The sequence below is a fragment of the Lysobacter sp. 1R34A genome, assembly GCF_051217035.1.
Taxonomy (GTDB): domain Bacteria; phylum Pseudomonadota; class Gammaproteobacteria; order Xanthomonadales; family Xanthomonadaceae; genus Lysobacter.
The window spans coordinates 1-19,603 of record NZ_JBPKJP010000018.1 but is presented as its reverse complement, the minus strand read 5'-3'; the positions used below and the strand labels follow the sequence as shown (position 1 = coordinate 19,603).

Here is a 19,603-nt window from a genome sequence, read left to right as displayed (position 1 = left end):
GGGTATTCGGGATTCGGGATCGGTACAGCAAGAGCCCGGATTTGCCCCGCAAGAAATCGACTCTGCCATCAGGCGCGTCCTGTAATCCCGAGTCTCCGATCCGAACCCCGGCTCCTCGGTTGACAGCTCGAAACGGCGATTCCATACTCGGCCGTATGTTAAGCGTTTGATGCCAGCGTTTGAATGCCGATGGTCTGCCGACCTGGAGAGCATCGGTTTCCGCATTGACGTCACACGTGCCCCATTAGCTTGAGTCTTAGCCGCATCCTCCGGAGCGCCGCCATGAGTATCGCGATCCCCTTCCTTGCCTTCCTTCTGGTCGGCGCCATCGCCGCCTATCACCGCCTGCGCCTGCCGGTCTGGGCCGCGCTGACCGCGACGGTGCTGGTGGGCTGTTATCTGCTGGGCGCCAACCCGGTCGCGACCATCCTCGCCGCGGCCCTGGTCGCGCTGATCGCGGTGCCGCTGCTGGTGCCGGCGATCCGCCTGCCGTTGATCACCAAGCCGCTGCTCGGCTTCTACACCAAGATCCTGCCGCCGCTGTCGGAAACCGAACGCACCGCGCTCGAAGCCGGCACGGTCGGGTTCGAAGGCGAGCTGTTCTCGGGCAAGCCCGACTGGCAGCAGTTGCTGTCGCAGCCCAAGCCGGTGCTGAGCGCCGAGGAACAAGCCTTCCTCGACGGCCCGGTCGAAGAGCTGTGCAAGATGACCAACGATTGGCAGATCACCCACGTCGATGCCGATCTGTCGCCGGAGCTTTGGGGCTACATCAAGAAGAACAAGTTCTTCGGCCTCAACATCCCGAAAGAATACGGCGGCCTGGGCTTCACCGCGCTGGCCAACCACAAGGTGATCCAGAAGCTCGCCTCGGTCTCCAGCGTGGTCAGCTCGACCGTCGGCGTGCCGAACTCGCTCGGCCCGGCCGAGTTGCTGATGCACTACGGCACCCAGGAACAGAAAGATCACTACCTGCCGCGCCTCGCCGACGGCCGCGAGGTCCCCTGCTTCGGCCTGACCGGTCCCTGGGCCGGTTCGGACGCGACCTCGATCCCGGACTTCGGCATCGTCACCATGGGCGACTGGAACGGCGCGCGCGTGGTCGGCGTCAAGCTGACCTTCGACAAGCGCTACATCACCCTGGCCCCGGTCGCGACCCTGATCGGCCTGGCCTTCCGCATGTACGACCCGGACGGCCTGATCGGCGACAAGCGCGACATCGGCATCACCCTGGCGCTGCTGCCGCGCGACACCGCCGGCGTCGAAGTCGGCCGTCGCCACTTCCCGCTCAACTGCACCTTCCAGAACGGCCCGATCCGCGGCAAGGACGTCTTCATTCCGCTGAGCCAGCTCATCGGCGGCGAAGCCTACGCCGGCAAGGGCTGGCAGATGTTGGTCGAATGCCTCTCGATCGGCCGCTCGATCACCCTGCCCTCCTCGGGCAGCGGCGGCGCCAAGATGGGCGCCATCGTCACCGGCGCCTACGCCCGCATCCGCAAGCAGTTCGGCCTGTCGGTCGGCCGCTTCGAAGGCGTCGAGGAAGCGCTGGCGCGCATCGCCGGCCACGCCTTCGCGGTCAGCGCGCTGTCCCAGGCCACTGCCGCGGCGGTCGCGCGCGGCGAAAACCCGGCGGTGCCGTCGACCATCGCCAAGTACCACTGCACCGAGATGGCCCGCGAAGTCGCCAAGGACGTCATGGACATCCACGGCGGCAAGGGCATCATCCTCGGGCCGAAGAATTACGCCGGCCGCAACTGGCAGGCGCTGCCGATCATGATCACGGTGGAAGGCGCGAACATCATGACGCGCTCGCTGATGATCTTCGGCCAGGGCGCGATCCTGTGCCACCCGTGGGTGCTCAAGGAAATGAAGGCGGCGATGCTGCCCGACGAAACCGAGCGCCTGCGCGAATTCGACAAGAACCTGTTCGGCCACATCGGCTTCGCCATCTCCAACGCGGTGCGCAGCTGGTGGTACGGCCTGACCGCGGCGCGCATCGGCGCGGCCCCGGGCGACGCCTACACCCGCCGCTACTACCGCAAGCTCAACCGTTATTCGGCGACCTTGGCGGTGATGGCCGATACCTCGATGCTGCTGCTCGGCGGCAAGCTCAAGTTCAAGGAGTCGCTGTCGGGCCGCCTCGGCGACGTGCTGAGCCAGCTCTACATCGCCAGCAGCATGCTCAAGCGTTACGAAGACCAGGGCCGTCCGGCCGGCGACCAGCCGCTGCTGGCCTGGGCCTTCCACGATGCCGTGCACAAGATCGAACTGGCACTGTCGGGCGCGCTGCGCAACTTCCCGATCCGTCCGGTCGGCTGGCTGCTGTGGGCGCTGATCTTCCCCTGGGGCCGCCGCGCCCAGGCGCCGAGCGACCGCCTCGGCCACCGCGCCGCGTCCTTGTTGATGTCGCCGAACGATGCGCGCGACCGCCTCGCCGAGGGTCTGTTCATCACCCCCTGCGAGAACAACCCGGCCGGCCGCATCAACAGCTATCTGCAGAAGGTCATCCTGGCCGAACCGGTCGAGCGCAAGTTCCTCAAGGCGCTCAAGAACAGCGACATCGAAGCGCTGGACTTCCCGAGCCAGCTCGACGAGGGGGTGCGCGAAGGTTGGATCACCGCCGAGGAACGCAAGCAACTGGAAGAGCTGCGCGAGATGACCATCGACGCGATCAGCGTCGACGACTTCGACGCCGCCGAGCTGCGTTCGGCCGGCTACAAGGCGCAGCACGAAGCCGACCACGGCGACGCCCGCGCCGCGGCCTGACCCGGCGACCGCGCATGCGATACGACGCTTGAACGAAACGGCGGGCCCTCGGGTCCGCCGTTTTGGTTTCGGGCATCCGACACTCGGCTTTCGATGCCCTCCCCGCATTGCGCCTGCTGCTGCCGTCATCCCCGCGGAGGCGGGATCCAGAGACTTCGGAGCGATGTCGCGGTAAAGCCCCCCTGGGTCTCCGCCTGCGCGGGGATGACGGTCCAAAAGCACCCCTCGCACTCAACCATCAACGACGGCCACCGCCCATGAGCACCGACGTCCTGTCCCTGTACAAGAAGATGACCCGCTGGCCGGCCGGCCACTGGCTGTTCTCGCGCGCCATCTGCTGGAACGCGCCCTACTTCGCCAGCATCTCGCCGCGCTTCGAGTCGCTCGAGTCCGGCCGCTGCAGCGCGACCATGCGTCATCGCCGCAAGGTCACCAACCACCTCGGCACCGTCCACGCGATCGCCATGTGCAACCTCGCCGAACTCACCGGTGGCGTCATGACCGACGTCAGCATCCCGCGCTCGATGCGCTGGATCCCGGTCGGCATGAGCGTGGAATACCTCAAGAAGGCAGTCGGCCAGGTACGCGCCGTCGCCACCCCGGCGGCGCCCATCGTCGAGTCGGCGAGCGCCTATGATCTGCCGGTCGACGTCGTCGTTACCGACCCCGCCGGCGATGCGGTGTTCCGCGCCCGCATCGACATGCGCGTCTCGCCCAAACCCAAGCGCAGCTGATTCGCGCTCCCCGCACAGCCTACAGCCGGTGCCCGGCGTAGCATCCCACCGAAAACAATCCGCATCGGGAGCCCCCCTCATGAGCGCAAATGCCTGGATTTGGCTCGGCGGCCTGCACAGCCTGGCCTTCGCCGTCTTCCACATGGCGTTCTGGAAACTGTTCGGCTGGCGCCGCAGCCTGCAGAGCGCCACCGTCGCCGACCGCGCGATCCTGCAGATTCTCAATCTGCGCCTGATCTACGTCCTGCTCGGCATCGCCACCCTGTGCTTCTTCTATACCGACGAACTGCTGAGCACCGCGCTGGGCCGCGCGGTGCTGGGCGGCATGTCGTTGTTCTGGGTCGGCCGCACCATCGAGCAGTTCGTGTTCCTGCGGATCAACCGGCCGATGATTCATGTGTTGACTGCGCTGTTCGTGCTGGGCGCTGCGATCTTCGTTATGCCTTTGTTGCTGGCGACGTGCTTGCACACTGAGTGCGAGTGACGATTCCGTAGCTTCAACACATTCAATATCGTCGCGCATACGACAGTCGATACTGCGTTCTGGGGATAACAATCTTCGCCGAGGAGCGCAGAAAGGAGCCTTGCGCACAATCGCAAGTCAACTCCGCCTCAAGCGTCGTTGACGCTATGCCTGGCTGCTGTTCTTGTCCTCCACATATTCGATCGCCCCTTTCCAATGCGCGGATTCCAGCACATCGACGTCCCGCATGGCCATGCGCAACAACTCCCTTTGCTTGCTCAAAAATGAATTCAACGCGTCGCGCGGCGCATCAATATGCACAAAAGTATCCAGGTTTCCCTCCAGCCACTGAAGGTACTCTCTAAACACTTTATCTTCCTGCGCAACCATTTCCCTCGAAGCATCCCAAATGTCTTGCGCCAGTTCGAGATAATTAAAATCGAGCATACATTTATCTATTTTTCTCATCACATCATCAAGCACTCCATCTCGCTCGCTCATTATTTTTTCCGCCATACGGATTGACTGCGACGACTATCTTACCGTTCTGCTCCGTAACGACCTGGGTGGTTCCGGACCGGCGAAAACGGGGTCAGAGCTACTTTTCAACTGGCTGCCGGCGGCACCTACCCGTTTTGGCTTTCTGATATGAGCGACCGTCATGATGTGGCCCGCGCGATTCGCCCAGGCGAACCGGCGTGGCGCCTCCCGCTCAACTTGTGCAATCCACTGCTTCGACCGGTTCAGGCCGCTCGCCGGCCGACATGAGCACGACACCCACCAGCACCGACACCCCCACGATCGCCGCGGCGGCATAGCCGAGGCCGCCGACGCCGATCGCGTCGATGACCCGGCCGCCGACGATGGCGCCGACGCCGATGCCGAGGTTGGCGCCGGAGATGTTCAAGGACGCGGCGAACGCCGGCGCCTCGGGCGCGGACTTCATCACCCGCACGTGACTGACCGGGAACAAGGCGGCCTGGGTCACGCCCCACAGCGCCAGGGTCGCGGCGAACAGCGGCAGCGAGTGGATCGACGGCACCACCAGCACCAGGCCGAGCGCCATCGGCACGCTGAAGATCATCGAGGCGGCGAGCGGGTTGCGGTCGACGATGCGGCCGCCAAGGGTGTTGCCGATCAGGCCGACCGCGCCGAACGCCATCAGCGCCCAGCCGACCACCGAACCGTTGAAGCCGGCCAGGCGCTCGAACATGTCGGCCAGGTAGGTGTAGGCGGTGAACATGCCGGTGAACAGCAGCACCGACAGCAGCACGTGCCCGCTCACGCGCGGATCGCGCAGCACCCGGAACTGCTGGCTCAGCTTCACCTGCGGCTTGTCCATGCGGCTGTCCGGCAGGAACACGAACAGCAGGGTCGCCTTCAACAAGGAAGCGATCGACAGCGCGACGAAAGCCGCGCGCCAGCCGAAGGCGTCGGCGATCAGGGTGCCGGTCGGCACGCCGATCACGGTGGCGCAGATCACGCCGAAGGAAATCACCGAGATCGCGCGGCCGGCGCGTTCCTGGCCGGCCAGGTCGACCGCGGTTTCGCTGGCCAGCGCCCAGAACACCGGCACGCCCAGCGCCGGAATCAGGCGCGCGAACGCCATCACCCCGAGATTCGGCGCCATCGCCGCGACCGCGTTCGAGGCCGCAAACAACAGCAGCACCACGATGAACAAACGCTTGCGCTCGAAGCGCGAGAAGTACGCGGTCAGGAACGGGCCGCTGGCGGCGACCGCGAAGGCGAACAAGGTCACCAGCAGGCCGGCCTGCGACACGCTGACGCCAAGATCGCGCGCCAGCGACGGCAACAGGCCGACCAGGATGAATTCGGTCGTCAGCACGGTGAAACCGGCCGCCGACAGTAATAGGAGAGGCAGTAGCACGACGGACTCCAGGGACGGACACGCCGCGGCCGGAACGATCGGGCCGGGGTGGAAGATGAGGGAAGAATCGCGGCGCGCCGATGCGGCGCATGCGGTCAATCTAGAAAATCGCGAAGGGCGGATAAACCGCATCGCGATGATTTCATCGTTCCGGACGGCGAACGATGGGCGCAGGCCGCGCCGCTGCGCGGGTTGGCGAATTTACCGCGATTCGGGACTGTCCATCCCGGATCGCGGTCTAGTCGGTGAGCGCGCGATGCGGCAGGCTGTACGGTCTGCGTCGCACGCTCGGCACGACCGCCGTCACGCCGTGCCATCGCATCCTCACGCGGCCTGGAACTTCACCGTCCTAGGCTCGATGGCCTACTCGACGAGAGGGTAAGGCCATGGCGAAGATCCTGGTGCTGTATTACTCGGCTTACGGCCACATCGAGACGATGGCGCAGGCCGTCGCCGAAGGCGCCCGCGAGGCCGGCGCGCAGGTCGACATCAAGCGCGTGCCCGAACTGGTGCCGGACGAGATCGCGCGCAAGTCGCACTACAAGCTCGACCAGCAGGCGCCGATCGCCAAGATCGCCGAACTGGCCGACTACGACGCGATCATCGTCGGCACCGGCACGCGCTTCGGCCGCATGTCGTCGCAGATGGCGAATTTTCTCGACCAAGCCGGCGGCCTGTGGGCCTCGGGCGTGTTGCACGGCAAGGTCGGCGCCGCCTTCACCTCGACCGCGACCCAGCACGGCGGCCAGGAGACCACCTTGTTCTCGATCATCACCAACCTGCTGCATTTCGGCATGGTGATCGTCGGCCTCAATTACGGCTTTCCGGGGCAGACGCGCCTGGACGAGGTCACCGGCGGTGCGCCTTACGGCAGCACCACCATCGCCGGCAGCGATGGCTCGCGCCAGCCCAGCGACAACGAACTCGATGCGGCGCGCTACCAGGGCCGCGAGGTCGCCGAGGTCGCGAAGAAACTGCACGGTTGAGCGGCGGCGCCGGCCACGCGCCGGCAGTGGGACGTAATTGGCGGCTGCTTTGTACAGCGCCTACGTCATCGTCGACGAACAACCCCTGCCCTTGCCGCCGCACAGCCTCAGCGAGCTCGCCGACGACGGCGTGCTCGATCGTGGAGAACGGGACGGCCTGGGCGCGGACGAGCGCGAAGGCCAGGACATCGACGAGTTCGTCGTGCTCGACGAAGCCCGCTTGCTCAAGCGGCTCGCCGCGGGCGACTCGATCCTGCGCCGCCGAGGCCGTGGATGCAGGAGCCTGCCTTAGCAGGGCCTGCATGGTCAGGGCCGGCTCTACCGGGTGCGGACAGCGAACGCGCTCAGTGCAGCCACACCGCCAAAAAGCCCAGCAGAGCCGGCAGCGCCTGGATGAAGAAGATCTTGCGGCTAACCGTGGCCGCACCGTAGACGCCGGCGATCACGACGCAGGCCAGGAAGAACAGCGCGACGTCCTGCCGCGTGCATATCAGCGACCAGATCAGGCCGGCGGCGAGGAAGCCGTTGTACAGGCCCTGGTTCGCGGCCAGCACTTTCGACTGCTCGGCCTTCTCCAGGCTCTGCCGGAACACCTTGAGCCCCAGCGGCCGGGTCCACAGGAACATCTCCAGCACCATGAAATACAGGTGCAGCAGCGCGACCACGACGATCAGGGCGACGGCGGTCCAGTGCATCGGCTGGCTCCTAGGTATGGCGGGTATCGGGGCTCCAGGATACGAGAGTTGGGGAGTGAGGAGTGAGAGGTGAGGGGTGAGGGGAGGAACTAGTAATTAGGAACTAGGGATTAGGAACGAGTAAAGCCTCGGGCTTCCGGCTTTCGCTCATTTCTCACTCTTCCGTGTTCACTACTCCGCTCTCACTCCTCCGCACTCACTTCTCCTGCTCCTGCCCCCTCCCTTTCGCCGCCTCCGCACTCGCGTGCCAGGCCTTCAACACCTCGGCCTCGCGTTGCGGCGCGATTCCGGCCTTGGGCTTGGCGCGGCGTTCGGCCGGCAGGCCCTGCCAATATGCGAGCGTGTCGCGCACGGTCTCGGCCAGCGGCCGATAGCTCAGACCGGCCGCGCGCGCCCTCGCCACCGAGGTGCGGCCGAAGCCGGCGTATTCGCCCCGCGCCGGAATCCACGCCGGCATGTCCTGCCAGGGCGACACTTTCTGCGTTTCGAGGAAGTCCGCCGGCACCCAGGTGACCGTCGACTTCGCCTTGGCCGCGCGCTGCGATTCGGCCAGCACCGCGCCCATGGTCAGCGCGCCCGGCGCGCCGTCGGCGTTATAAATACCGAAATGGCCGCGTTCGATCGTCCCCAGCAAGAAGGCCGCCAGGTCGCGCACGTCGATGAACTGGGTCGGGTCTTCGGCACTGCCCGGCGCCAGAATCTCGCCGCCGCGGTCGGCGCGCGCCGGCCAGTAAGTGAAACGGTCGGTGGTGTCGCCGGGGCCGACGATCAGGCCCGGCCGGACCACGGTGGTGCGCTTGGGCAGTTCGCGCTCGGCGGCCTGCTCGCACAAGGCCTTGAGGCCGCCGTAGGTTTCGCCGGTGACCTCGGTGACGTTCGGATCGGCCAGCACCGCAAGCGGCGAATTCTCGTCGCTGGGTACGTCGTTCTTGGCGTAGACCGAAATCGTCGACACCAGCACGTACTGCTTGACCCGCGGCGCGAGCAACTTGGCCGAGCGCGTCACGTCCGCCGGCAGATACGCCGAGGTGTCGAGCACCGCGTCCCACCGGCGCTCGCCTTCCAGCGCCTTCATGTCGGTCTTGCGATCGCCGTGCAATTGCTCGATATCGCTGAACTGCTCGCCGGAGAACTTGCCGGGATTGGTTTTGCCGCGATTGAACAGGGTCAGGGTGTGGCCGTGCTTGCGCGCGATTTCGACGAAGTGCGGGCCCAGAAAGCCGGTACCGCCGAGCACCAGCAACTTCAACGGCGCCGGTTTGCGCAGGCTGCGCCCGAACGAGGGCAAGGCGAGCAGGCCGGCGCCGGCGGCGCCCGCGGCCAGGAAATCGCGACGACTGGTTTTCATGCTTCACCTCGTAGAGATCGGATGTCGGTGGGAAGATTCGAGGCCGCCCCCGGCAGGCCGCGTTGGGCGCGCACGATGCTCCAGGCGCTCACGGTCATGCCGGCGGCGGCGAGCACGCCGGCGGCGAACACCGCCTGGGTGCCGAACACGGCCAGGCCCTTGTGGATCCAGACGAAAGCCAGGTCGGTGCCGCGGAACACCGCGGTGTCGATCACCGCCTTGCCCTTGTAGCGCGAGGGCCGGTCGACGCGGGTGTACAAGGTCTCGCGCGCGGGCTTGGCCAGGGCGAATTCGCCTGCGCGCTGCAGCACCTGCACGATCGCGACCATCACCGGCAACGGCGAGGCCAGCAGCACGCCGAAACCGAGCAGCAGGGTCAGGCCCGGCATCAACAAGGCCGGAGCGACGCCGTGGCGATTCAACAGCCAGCGGGTCAGCAGCAACTGGGTCAGGATCGCGAGCAGGTTGACCGCGCTGTCGATGCGGGCGAAGTAACGCGTAGCGGCCTCGGCGCTCGGATAGAACTCGCGTGCGATCGCCGCCTGCTGGTTGTAGAGCAGGGTCGCCGCGCCGACGCTGAAGAACAGGGTGACCGCCATCGCCCGCAGCACCGGCCGCTGCCAGACCAGCCGCAGGCCGGCCCAGATCGAGCCGCCCATCGCGCCCTCGCCGCTGGCGAGCCCGTGCTCGCGCTCGCGCCGGATCGCCCACGGCCGTAGCCGCACGATGCACAGCACGCAGACCGACAGGAACGCCACCGAGACCAGCAGCAGATTGGCCACGCCGAGCGGTTGCACCAGCCATTGGGTCAGGATCGGACCGAGCACCGCCCCGGCGGTGCCGCCGGCGCCGATATAGCCGTACAGGCGACGCGCCTGCGCGTCGTCGAACACGTCGGCCATGTAACTCCAGAACACCGTTACCGCGAACAGGTTGAACACCGCGGTCCAGACGAAGAACACCATGCCCCGCCCCGGCACCCCGGCATTGAAGGCCCAGTGGAAGGCCAGCAGGCAGGCGATGAACAGCACGTACACCACCGGCAGGAACACCCGCCGCGGAAACCGCGCGACCAGGGCGCCGTAGACCGGCTGCAAGGCCAACATCGTCACGAAAGTGCAGGTGAACAACAGCTGCAGCACGAAGTCTTTCAGCTCCAGGCCGTGCGCCTGCGCCCAGGCGATCATCGCCTGCGGAAACACCGTAGCCGCATCGGCCGAGGCGCCCATCGCATCGCGCACCGGGCGCAGCACGTAATAGCCGCAGAGCAGGCAGAAGAAATACAGCAGCGACCACCACAGTGGCGCATTCGCCGCGGCTTTCGGCGCAGCCTTCATCGCGCGCTCCCATGCGGCGCACGCGGCATCGCGACATAACGAGCGGCGCCGCGCCGGTCGGCGTTCGAGCGATGCACACCGGACCGGGCAGGATTGCGTCGGTCGGCCCTGCACTGAGCCGCGCCGCGCCGAGCCGCGTCGTACCGATCCGCACCGCGCATGCTGCGCCTCCTGATTCGCCCTCGCCCACCTTATCCAGCGCGGCGCCGGGCCGGCCTCTGCGGATGGTCACACCCACTTCTGGCCTACGGTCGGCGGCGGCACAGCGACCGAGTCGCGCGAACCTGCGCTCCTCAGCGCGATTGGGCGCCGGCTTCCGCAGCCGCCCGACCGATGCCCGTACTCGCCGGGCGCGCCGCCGCCCGCAGGGTCAAGCGCGAAATCTCCGGCGGCACGCCGAAACGCACCGGCAGGATGCTGGTGCCGATGCCGGTCGAGACGAACAGGGACTTGCCGTGTTCGATCAGATAGCCGCCGGCGTAGCGCTGGTCGGCGGGCAGCACCGGGGTGCCTATCCACGGCAGGCGCACCTGGCCGCCGTGGGTGTGCCCGGCCACGGTCAGCGAGGCGCGCGGCGGGATGTCGGGAAACAGATCGGGGTTGTGGGTCAGGGCCAGCACCGGCGCATCGTCGGTGACGCCGGCGAAGGCGCGGTCGATGTCGTGAGCGGCCTCCCATTTGTCGCCGATGCCGACCATCCACACCCGGCAAGCGCCGAGCTGCACCGCCTGCGCCTGGTCTTCGAGCACGATCACGCCGGCCGATTCCAACGCGGCGCGCACCCGTACGCCGTCCTTCCACCAGTCGTGGTTGCCGAGCACCGCGTAGACCGGCTTGCGCCGGGTCAGGGGCCGCAAGTGCGGCGCCATCTGCTCGGCCGACACATAGGTGCCGCCGAGCACGCTGAGGATCACATAGTCCCCGGCCATCATCACCGCCTGTGCGTCGCTCGCGACCAGCCGCTCGACGATGCGGTCGAGCCGGTCGAGGCCGTTGTGCGGCGAGCCGGTGTGCAGGTCGGCGATGACGTCGACGCGCAGGCCTTCGCAGTCGCGCGACCAGTGCGGCAGACGAAACGCGTAGTCGCGCTCGACCAGCTGCCGCGGCTCCCAGAAAAAGCCCCAGGCGAAACATCCGAGCCCGCACAGCACCACGCCGACGAACAGGCGCTGCAGCCACAACTGTCGCGGCCAGGGCCGCCAACCGCGTTTCATGCCTTGGAACTCTCCTGGGTTTCGGACGCGCCGCCGCGCTGCACCCAGCGCGCGACGTTCCAGCCGATCAAGCCGGCGCCGGCGGCGACCGCGGCGCTGATGCCGGCCAGGCCGGCGACGCCGACACCAACGCTGCGCAGGCCGACCATCGTGGTCGCCACGGCGACGTCGCCGAAACGCCAGGCGGCGGTGTCGACCGCGTTCTTGCCCTTATAGCGCAGGGTGCGCGCGGCGCTGCTGAACAGACTTTCGCGGGCCGGACCGACCATGCCGTAGGCGAGCCCGCGGCTGATCACCAGCGCCATCGCCACCGCCGGCATCGGCAGCAGCATCGCCGCCAGGCCCTGCGGCAGCATCGCGACCAGCGCGCCGTAGCCAGGGAACAATTGGGTCAGCGGCGCGTGCGGGTCGGCGACCAGCGCGACCAGCGACAGGATCGACACCGTCACCACCGACCACACCCCGATCACCACCGCCGCGCCGCGCCGCGCCAGCAGCCACGGCGTCAGCAGCAACTGCGCCGCCAGCGCGATCATGTTGGTCATCAGGTCCAGATCGGCGGCGAAGCGCGTGCGTGCGACCGCGTCGACAAAGGTCGCCTTCGAGTAGTCCACCACCAAGCCGTAGTTGACCGTGCCGATCCAGTCGCCGAGCAACAGCAGGACCGCCATCGAGCGCATGAACGGATTGGCGAACACCTGCTTGAGGCCGTCGAGCATGCCGCCGCCGATCGCCGATTCGTGCGAGGCTTCGAAGCGGCGGGTGCCGTGGATGCGCGCCCAGTGCCCGAGCAGGGCCACGAACACCAGCGCTAGGCCGAGCAGGCCGGCCGAGACCATCAACAGCGGCGCCACCCCGATCGCCCCGACCAGCAGCCGGGTCAGCGCCGGCCCCGCCAGCGAACCGAGCGTGCCGGCGACCGCGATCAGCGGGAACAGGCGCCGAGCCTGGCCTTCGCTCCAGATGTCGGTCATGAAGCTCCAGAACACCGACACCACGAACAGATTGAAGACGCTGATCCAGACGAAGAACACGGTACCGAGCGCGCGCGGGCTGAGCACGCCATGGGCGCCGAACAAGGGCACGAAGCCGATCAGGCAGGCGATGAAGAAGCCGTACACCAGCGGCACCACGATCCGGCGCGGGTAGCGCGAGACCAGGGCCGAGAACACCGGCGTCAGCGCCAGAGTCGCCAGGAAGGTCGCCGCGTAGAACCAGGGCAATTGGGTCGAGCCGACCGCGCCGCTGAGCTGGTCGCGGACCGGGCGGATCACGTAATAGGCGGTCAGCACGCAGAAGAAGTACGCCAGCGAGAACGCGACCGCGCGCCACTCCCCGCTGTGGACGCGCCCGGTCTGCAGGCTGGCGCCTTGGACTGCCGACATTCCGTCGCTCCATTGGGACTGCCGGCGGTGCCGACGATGGTGCGGGTCGACGGCGCGCCGCCGGGCCGGGCCCGGTCTGGTCTGGTCGCCGCTGGCGGCGCCGTGAAGCGCCCGCCCCGCTCGTTGCCGGCACGGTAGCCCAAGGCGTCGCGCACCGCCAGCGCCGCGTCCGGCGGCATCGGCGTCGCGATTGGGAGCATATGCTCTAGTTTTGGCGCTTACGTTCGCCGCACGGTAAAGCGACCGATGCAGAGCAGCCCGAGAATGCCCCAAGAGTTCGACTACATCATCGTCGGCGCCGGTTCGGCCGGCTGCGTGCTGGCCAACCGCCTCAGCGAAGATCCCGACGCCCGGGTGCTGTTGATCGAAGCCGGTCCGCGCGACCGCCACCCCTTCATCCATATGCCCGCCGGGCTGGCCAAGCTGGTCGGCAAGAAAGGCGTGAACTGGAATTACGACACCGCGCCGGAAGCGCAGCTCAATCAGCGGGTGCTGTGGTGGCCGCGCGGCAAGGTGCTCGGCGGTTCCAGCTCGATCAACGCCATGTGCTACATCCGCGGCGTGCCCGGCGACTACGACGGCTGGGCCGCGGCCGGCGCCAGCGGCTGGAGCTGGAACGACGTGCTGCCCTATTTCCGCCGTTCCGAGCGCAACAGCCGGGGCGACAGCCCGCTGCACGGCAGCCTGGGGCCGCTCTACGTCTCCGACCTGCGCTATACCAATCCGCTGTCGGGCGTGTTCATCGAAGCCGGGCAACAGGCCGGCTTCGCCGCGAACCCGGACTTCAACGGCCCGCAGCAGGAAGGCTTCGGCCTGTACCAGGTGACCCAGAAGAACGGCGCGCGCTGTTCGAGCGCGGTCGCCTACCTCGACCCGGCGCGCGAACGCCACAACCTGCACGTCGTCACCGGCGCCCTGGTCAGCCGCATCACCATCGAACGCGGCCGCGCCACCGGCGTGACCTACAGCGTCGGCGGCCGCGCCTATCACCAGCACGCCGCGCGCGAAGTGCTGTTGAGCGGCGGCGCGATCAATTCGCCGCAGTTGCTGATGCTGTCGGGCATCGGCCCGGCCGAAGAGCTGCGCCGTCACGGCATCGAGGTGCTGCACGACGCGCCGCAGGTCGGGCAGAACCTGCAGGATCATCTCGACATCTGCACCCTGCAGCACTCGACCCGGCGGGTGACCTACGACCGCCTCAGCGACCTGCGCATCGCCTTCGACTATTACCTGCGCGGCCACAGCGGCCCGGGCAGCAGCAACATCGCCGAAGCCGGCGCCTTCGTGCGCTCGCCGCTGGCGCCCGACCAGCGCCCCGACATCCAGATGCATTTCGTGCCGGCGATGCTCGACGACCACGGCCGTCATCGCCTGCCCGGCGACGGCTACACCGCCCACGCCTGCTTCCTGCGTCCGCGCAGCCGCGGCCGCATCGGCCTGGCCAGCGCCAGCGCCGGCGACAAGGCGCGCATCGAAGCCAATTACCTGAGCGACCCGGAAGGCTTCGACCTGAAGATGATGCTCGAGTGCGCGAAGCTCTCGCGCACCGTGTTCGCGCAGAAGGCCTTCGACCCGTATCGCGGCGCGCCGATCTTCCCGGCCCGCGACGACCTCAGCGATGCCGAGCTGGTCGAGTTCGTCCGCGCCAAGGCCGAGAGCGTCTACCACCCGGTCGGCACCTGCCGCATGGGCGACGACCCGGCCTCGGTGGTCGACTCGCAACTGCGCGTGCGCGGGGTGGCGGGCTTGCGCGTGGTCGACGCCTCGGTCATGCCGAGCCTGATCGGCGGCAACACCAATGCGCCGACGATGATGATCGCCGAGCGCGCCTCGGACCTGATCAGCGGGCGGATCTGAGCCGGGCGGGCGCGCCCGGCCGAGCGCCGATCGAGCAGCGATCGGGCCGCCGCGACGCGAGCGCGGCGGCCTGCAACCGGACCGCCGCGGCCGTCGGTCGCCTGCTCGGGCGATTACTGAACCAGGTCCGCGCTGGCCCATTCATTCGGGCCATTAATGCCTGAAAAATCAGAATCCTGAATGCGCTTGTTGTCCAATTCCCTGAGATCGGCGCTAGAATCGTTGCAACCCGGCTCACGCAGGCGCTGCGACCGATGAAACACGACAAGCATCCGGGCTCGCCCCGGCGGTCACTCAATCCCTGGCGCCTGGGCACGCTCGCTGCCCTGTTGACCTTGACCCTGGGTTCGACCGCACAAACCTCGCTGCGCTGGCAGAGTCCGCAACCGCAGGCGCCGGTCGCGCGCGCGCAAGGCGTCGACGGCACGCTCGCGCCGGGCCAACGCCTGATGCCGGCGCAGAATCCGAACGGCCGCGCGCTGCCGCTCGCCGCCGGTTTCGACATCCGCCAGTTCGAGGCGATGGCGCAACAACTGGTCGCCGACCAGCGCATTCCCGGCATGGCCATGGCGGTCGTGCACAACGGCCAGGTGCTGAGCGCGCGCGGCTACGGCATCACCGACGTACGCAACGCCGAGCCGATCGACGGCCACACCGTGTTCCGCCTGGCCTCGTTGTCGAAGAGCTTCGCCGGCACCCTGACCGGCCTGCTCGTCAACGACGGCACCCTGCGCTGGGACAGCAAGCTGGTCGACTACATGCCCAGCTTCCAGTTGGTCGATCCGAGCGCGGCGCGCCAGATCACCGTCGCCGACCTGCTGAGCCATCGCGTCGGCCTGACCCACAACACCTACGACCGCGACCTGGAGAACTACGCCGACTACCGCGTGCTGACCCAGAAGCTGGCGTATGCGCCGATGACCTGCCAGCCGGGCACCTGCTACGGCTACCAGAACATCGCCTTCAGCCTGATCGGCGACGTCGTGTTCGCCGCGACCGGCGACTTCTACAGCCAGGAAGTGCAGCGCCGCCTGTTCAAGCCGCTCGGCATGAACGACGCCAGCCTCGGCCTGGAAGGCATCACCGCCAGCGCGCGCTGGGCCAAGCCGCACGTGCGCGGCCGCGGCAGCTGGGTGTCGCTGACGCCGAAGCCGACCTATTACCAGTTGCCGCCGGCCGCCGGCGTCAACGCCAGCGCCAGCGACATGGCGCAGTGGCTGATCGCCCAGACCGGCCACCGCCCCGACGTGCTGCCGCTGCCCCTGCTGGCGACCTTGCACCAGCCCCTGGTCGACACGCCGACCGAGATCCGCGGTTCGAGCTGGCGCCGCCAGCGCCTGAGTTCGGCCGGCTACGCGCTCGGCTGGCGCGTCTACGACTACGCCGGCCATCGCATGGTGTTCCATGCCGGCGCCGTGCAGGGCTATCGCGGCGTGGTGGCGCTGCTGCCCGAACGCGACCTCGGCATCGCCCTGCTGTGGAATAGCGAAAGCGGTCTGCCGACCGGCCTGCTGCCGACTATGCTCGATCGCGCGATCGGCCTGCCGCCGGAACGTTGGCTCGACGTCGGCTTCGACGACCCGGGCCTGTACGCGGCCGAATCCAACCCGGCCCAGCCGCGCGATCCCAACGGCAGCAACGCGCAGAAAGCGACCGCCGCACCGCGCTGAGGCGGGCGCCACGCCGGCTCGACCGGTGGACGGAAACCGGACGGGCCGCGGCATTGCCGCGGCCCGTTTCGTTTGAACTGGGGTCCCGCTGGATTCAAGCGGGACGACCGGCCGGGTTTCAATCCGCCGACGCGGTCCGATACGGCCGCTGCGCAATCCCCTCGCCGCGCAGCGCGGCATCCCGTCAGCGCGGCTGTTCTTCGAGCACCCGCTTGAGCTTGGCCAGGCCCTTGTCGTAATCCTTGCCGACCATCCTGTCGAGAACCAGGCCGAACCAGCGCGAGACCAGGTTGTTGCCGTGCGCGCTGTCGAGCGACCAGGTCACGCGGGTGCCGTCGCCTTCGGCCTTGAGGTCGAAGGTGCCGACCGCCTGAGTGCCGTCGAAGTCGAGCGCGTTGACGACCTTCTGCTGCGGCACCGACTCGGCGATGCGTTGACTGCCCTTGCCGACCTTCGCGCCTTCCCAGGCCAGCGAGGCGCCGACGCCGGACTCGGGCCCGCTGAAGACGTACTTCGCGGTCGGCTCCAGTTCGTACCACGGCGACCACTCGTTGAAGCGCTTGTAGGAATCGAGCATGGCGTGGACCTCGCCGGGCGGCCGATCGACCACGATGGATCGTTCGACATGAGTCTTGTCGGGCAACAGGAAGCCTCCGGCCACGAACACCAGAGCGAGCAGTACGACGAGATACAGCAATCCCTTCAGCAAGGCTTTCATGGCGCTCCCCCGGGCTTAGGACCAGGCCCGATCCTAACCGCTGTCGCGACGGCCCGAAGCGGCGGCCGCGGGTTCGCCGACGAGAGGCGCGCGGGATCGGAAGTCGGGACTCGGGACTCGGGACTCGGGACTCGGGACTTGGGACTTGGGACTTGGGACTTGGGAGTCGGGAGTCGGGAGTCGGGAGTCTGATGGAGGGCTGGTGGCGCCCGAGCCGGCCTGTCGTGGCTCGCCCGGGAGGGCAGCCGTCATCGCTAGTCCGGACGGCTGGAGCGGGACCGCCGCACCGCCCTCACGGCCTGATTCCGCGAAGGCCGACTCCAGAGAGTCATAAGGCATGGCGCTGAACTCTTCTGCGGCCCGGCCAGCGCGAGCAGCGCTCTGGCGTCCATGGATGCGCGAGGCGGTGGCTGGAAGTCTTTCGCTCACCCAGCCCTCGCGCACAGCGCTCGGGCGTTCGCAAAGGCGCGAGCCGGTGGCTGGGAGCCTATCGCCCGCCCGGCCCTCGCGCACAGCGCTCGGGCGTTCGCAAAGGCGCGAGCCAGTGGCTGGGAGTCTTTGCTCGCCCGGCCCTCGCGCACAGCGCTCGGGCGTTCGCAAAGGCGCGAGCCAGTGGCTGGGAGTCTTTCGCTCGCCCGGCCCTCGCGCACAGCGCTCGGGCGTTCGCAAAGGCGCGAGCCGATGGCGGGGAGCCTTTCGCTCGCCCGGCCCTCGCGCACAGCGCTCGGGCGTTCGCAAAGGCGCGAGCCAGTGGCTCGCGAGCGCCTTTGCTCACCCCATAAAAAAACTCTCTCCCCGCCTGGGCTGCGGGGAGAGAGCTTGATTACGGCTTAATCGGGGTTTTTCTTATTTAGATCAGCGGAGCCGGGGTGGCCGGCAACGCAGCTGCAGCCTTGGACTTGCGGGCCTTCTTGGCAGCCTTCTTCGGGGCCTTCTTGGCGGCCTTCTTAGCAGTCTTCTTGGTCGCCTTCTTGGCGGTCTTCTTGGTGGCCTTCTTAGCCGCCTTCTTGGCGGTCTTCTTGGCGGCCTTCTTCACAGCCTTCTTGGCGGTCTTCTTGGTCGCCTTCTTGGCTGCCTTCTTGGCGGTCTTCTTAGCAGTCTTCTTGGTCGCCTTCTTCGCAGTCTTCTTGGCCGTCTTCTTGGTGGCCTTGCGTGCGGTCTTCTTGGCGGCCTTCTTCACGGTCTTCTTGGCTGCCTTCTTGGCGGTCTTCTTGGTGGCCTTCTTGGCAACCTTCTTCGCGCCAGTTTTCTTGACAGCCTTCTTCGTCGCCTTCTTGGCGGCGGACTTCTTAGCAGCTTTCTTAACGGCCATGTGATGGCTCCTCGTCAGTGGTGATCAGGGATTGATCAGTGGTGGTGCGGTAAGCCCAGTGGAAAGGGACTCTGTGAAGACAGAGCCGCGGGAGTCGGACCCGCGTGCAACCGCCGACGCGCACTGCGCGCCGGAACGGATCGGGGATCGCATCCGGCCGCAGGCGCGGCGGGACCGATGGCGCGTCCGCCCGGAAGGCGGACGGAGGGGGCCGCAAAGGGGCGCGGCCAAACAAAAACCCGGCCCGCCGAACGCGAACCAGGTTGCATGGAACAGGACGCCAACGATGTCATCTGGGTTTTGGATGTCATCGGCGAAGAGAGTGCGGTCAACATTTCTGCAGAGGAAGCGAATCCTGCGTCCACCGTTTTGACTGTCCGGGCGGAGGTCCGTTTTGTGCTGCATGTTGTCGCGCTGGGTTTTCTCACTCTCGTCTGCAGGAAACGTCTGCTGGGCGAAACCTAATCACGCTTTTTCATACTGTCAACAACCGAGCCTATTTTTTTTCAGGTCCGCCCGCCCCGGCGGCGGCGGCGTCGGTCGCGCGCTCGTTCGTCGAATACGCGCGCACGCATCCGGTCGATTCGCGACGGGTTTCTTTCGACATCGCTGAAACCCAAGCGTGGCGCGGGTTTCGGCGATGCGATGTTTTTTCGCGCGGAGTTTTTTCGATAACGCGCACGGTCGCGCAAGGCTGTCGAAGGCGATCTTCGAAGGCGAATCCGGAAGAAAAAATTCCGCTCCGCGGCGGCCGCCGATTTCGCGTCGCACAAGCCGAATTGCGCGAAACTGCGCGAACCGTTTTCGGCCTCGAGCGGCGCTCGGCCACCGTTCGACGGAACGAGAAGCGCGCCGACGCGACGACGCGCTCGGTCGAACGACGGCGAACGACGGCGACGGACGACGTCGCCGAGCATGTGTGTCTGCGCCTCGGCGGCGCCGACGAACGGCAACGCCGGCACGCGCGGCGACGACCGTCCGTCTGCCGGAGTCGCCGCGCTCGCGCCTCGACGCGGCACGAACGCGGCGAACTGGAAAGCGTTTTCCGAAGCCGGCGAAGACCGTCCCCGTCAGCGCGCCCGGCGTTCGCCGACGCTGTCGCCCGCCTGCCTCGGAGATTCGCCGGCACGCAAAAAACCGCTTGTTTTCTGCACTGCGGCGCCGAGCGCGCCGTTCGCGCGCGCCTCCGCGCGTCGCATCGCGGAGCGCCGCACCGGTCGCGTCTGGCTCGCC

General features: G+C 67.5%; 18 protein-coding genes. 8 read left to right on the top strand and 10 right to left on the bottom strand.

Translation table 11 applies throughout. From position 1 onward, the window contains the following. The first annotated feature begins 282 nt into the window (after window positions 1-282). The 3 genes from ACSAMQ_RS07220 (at window position 283) to ACSAMQ_RS07210 (ending at window position 3,981) form a co-directional block, all read left to right on the top strand. Complete coding sequence (locus ACSAMQ_RS07220) at window positions 283-2,763, top strand: acyl-CoA dehydrogenase (protein ID WP_435395014.1); 2,481 nt, start codon at window positions 283-285, stop codon at window positions 2,761-2,763. A 257-nt stretch (window positions 2,764-3,020) separates the two neighbouring features. Further along, a complete protein-coding gene (locus ACSAMQ_RS07215; RefSeq protein ID WP_435395013.1) occupies window positions 3,021-3,497 on the top strand; it encodes a hotdog fold domain-containing protein in 477 nt (158 codons plus the stop codon). Between the two features lie 79 nt (window positions 3,498-3,576). Further along, a complete protein-coding gene (locus ACSAMQ_RS07210; protein WP_435395012.1) occupies window positions 3,577-3,981 on the top strand; it encodes a hypothetical protein in 405 nt (134 codons plus the stop codon). 144 nt (window positions 3,982-4,125) lie between these two features. On the opposite strand, the gene ACSAMQ_RS07205 is transcribed toward ACSAMQ_RS07210, so the two are convergent. Together ACSAMQ_RS07205 and ACSAMQ_RS07200 are read right to left on the bottom strand one after the other, a co-directional pair. Beyond that, the gene (locus tag ACSAMQ_RS07205; protein ID WP_435395011.1) at window positions 4,126-4,461 is read right to left on the bottom strand and encodes a hypothetical protein; all 336 of its coding nucleotides are present in this window, start codon (window positions 4,459-4,461) and stop codon (window positions 4,126-4,128) included. Between the two features lie 211 nt (window positions 4,462-4,672). After that, window positions 4,673-5,848 carry an MFS transporter gene (locus ACSAMQ_RS07200; protein WP_435395010.1) on the bottom strand — a complete coding sequence of 392 codons (1,176 nt, stop codon included), beginning with the start codon at window positions 5,846-5,848 and terminating at the stop codon, window positions 4,673-4,675. Between the two features lie 386 nt (window positions 5,849-6,234). Between ACSAMQ_RS07200 and wrbA the strand changes: the two genes are divergently transcribed. Then, window positions 6,235-6,834 carry an NAD(P)H:quinone oxidoreductase gene (gene wrbA / locus ACSAMQ_RS07195; protein WP_435395009.1) on the top strand — a complete coding sequence of 200 codons (600 nt, stop codon included), beginning with the start codon at window positions 6,235-6,237 and terminating at the stop codon, window positions 6,832-6,834. 37 nt (window positions 6,835-6,871) lie between these two features. Further along, on the top strand, window positions 6,872-7,126 hold the full coding sequence (locus ACSAMQ_RS07190; RefSeq protein WP_435395008.1) for a hypothetical protein: 255 nt from the start codon (window positions 6,872-6,874) through the stop codon (window positions 7,124-7,126). 52 nt (window positions 7,127-7,178) lie between these two features. On the opposite strand, the gene ACSAMQ_RS07185 is transcribed toward ACSAMQ_RS07190, so the two are convergent. From ACSAMQ_RS07185 to ACSAMQ_RS07165, 5 genes are all read right to left on the bottom strand, one after another. Further along, window positions 7,179-7,529, bottom strand: a complete 351-nt coding sequence (locus ACSAMQ_RS07185; RefSeq protein WP_435395007.1) for a DUF1304 domain-containing protein — start codon at window positions 7,527-7,529, stop codon at window positions 7,179-7,181. A gap of 196 nt (window positions 7,530-7,725) precedes the next feature. Beyond that, complete coding sequence (locus tag ACSAMQ_RS07180) at window positions 7,726-8,877, bottom strand: NAD-dependent epimerase/dehydratase family protein (protein ID WP_435395006.1); 1,152 nt, start codon at window positions 8,875-8,877, stop codon at window positions 7,726-7,728. Beyond that, window positions 8,874-10,214: an NTP/NDP exchange transporter gene (locus ACSAMQ_RS07175; protein WP_435395005.1), complete on the bottom strand. Its 1,341-nt coding sequence runs from the start codon at window positions 10,212-10,214 to the stop codon at window positions 8,874-8,876. The genes ACSAMQ_RS07180 and ACSAMQ_RS07175 overlap by 4 nt, the downstream gene beginning before the upstream one ends. 293 nt (window positions 10,215-10,507) lie before the next feature. After that, window positions 10,508-11,428: a metallophosphoesterase gene (locus tag ACSAMQ_RS07170; RefSeq protein ID WP_435395004.1), complete on the bottom strand. Its 921-nt coding sequence runs from the start codon at window positions 11,426-11,428 to the stop codon at window positions 10,508-10,510. Beyond that, window positions 11,425-12,813 carry an NTP/NDP exchange transporter gene (locus tag ACSAMQ_RS07165; RefSeq protein ID WP_435395003.1) on the bottom strand — a complete coding sequence of 463 codons (1,389 nt, stop codon included), beginning with the start codon at window positions 12,811-12,813 and terminating at the stop codon, window positions 11,425-11,427. Before ACSAMQ_RS07165 ends, ACSAMQ_RS07170 begins: the two co-directional genes overlap by 4 nt. A gap of 264 nt (window positions 12,814-13,077) precedes the next feature. Here ACSAMQ_RS07165 and ACSAMQ_RS07160 point away from each other — a divergent pair, with 264 nt between their 5' ends. After that, window positions 13,078-14,670: a GMC family oxidoreductase gene (locus tag ACSAMQ_RS07160; RefSeq protein ID WP_435395002.1), complete on the top strand. Its 1,593-nt coding sequence runs from the start codon at window positions 13,078-13,080 to the stop codon at window positions 14,668-14,670. Between the two features lie 254 nt (window positions 14,671-14,924). After that, on the top strand, window positions 14,925-16,340 hold the full coding sequence (locus tag ACSAMQ_RS07155; protein WP_435395001.1) for a serine hydrolase domain-containing protein: 1,416 nt from the start codon (window positions 14,925-14,927) through the stop codon (window positions 16,338-16,340). 184 nt (window positions 16,341-16,524) lie between these two features. Here ACSAMQ_RS07155 and ACSAMQ_RS07150 read toward each other — a convergent pair whose 3' ends face one another. Together ACSAMQ_RS07150 and ACSAMQ_RS07145 are read right to left on the bottom strand one after the other, a co-directional pair. After that, entirely contained in the window at window positions 16,525-17,058 is a 534-nt protein-coding gene (locus ACSAMQ_RS07150; RefSeq protein WP_435395000.1) for an SRPBCC family protein, read from the bottom strand. An 850-nt stretch (window positions 17,059-17,908) separates the two neighbouring features. Further along, entirely contained in the window at window positions 17,909-18,370 is a 462-nt protein-coding gene (locus ACSAMQ_RS07145) for a hypothetical protein (RefSeq protein ID WP_435394999.1), read from the bottom strand. Window positions 18,371-18,637: 267 nt separating this feature from the next. On the opposite strand from ACSAMQ_RS07145, the gene ACSAMQ_RS07140 reads away from it, so the two are divergent. Next, the gene (locus ACSAMQ_RS07140) at window positions 18,638-18,835 is read left to right on the top strand and encodes a hypothetical protein (protein WP_057917171.1); all 198 of its coding nucleotides are present in this window, start codon (window positions 18,638-18,640) and stop codon (window positions 18,833-18,835) included. Between the two features lie 41 nt (window positions 18,836-18,876). Here the strand turns inward: ACSAMQ_RS07140 and ACSAMQ_RS07135 are convergent, their stop codons facing one another. Then, a complete protein-coding gene (locus ACSAMQ_RS07135; RefSeq protein ID WP_435394998.1) occupies window positions 18,877-19,323 on the bottom strand; it encodes a hypothetical protein in 447 nt (148 codons plus the stop codon). Window positions 19,324-19,603 lie beyond the last annotated feature (280 nt).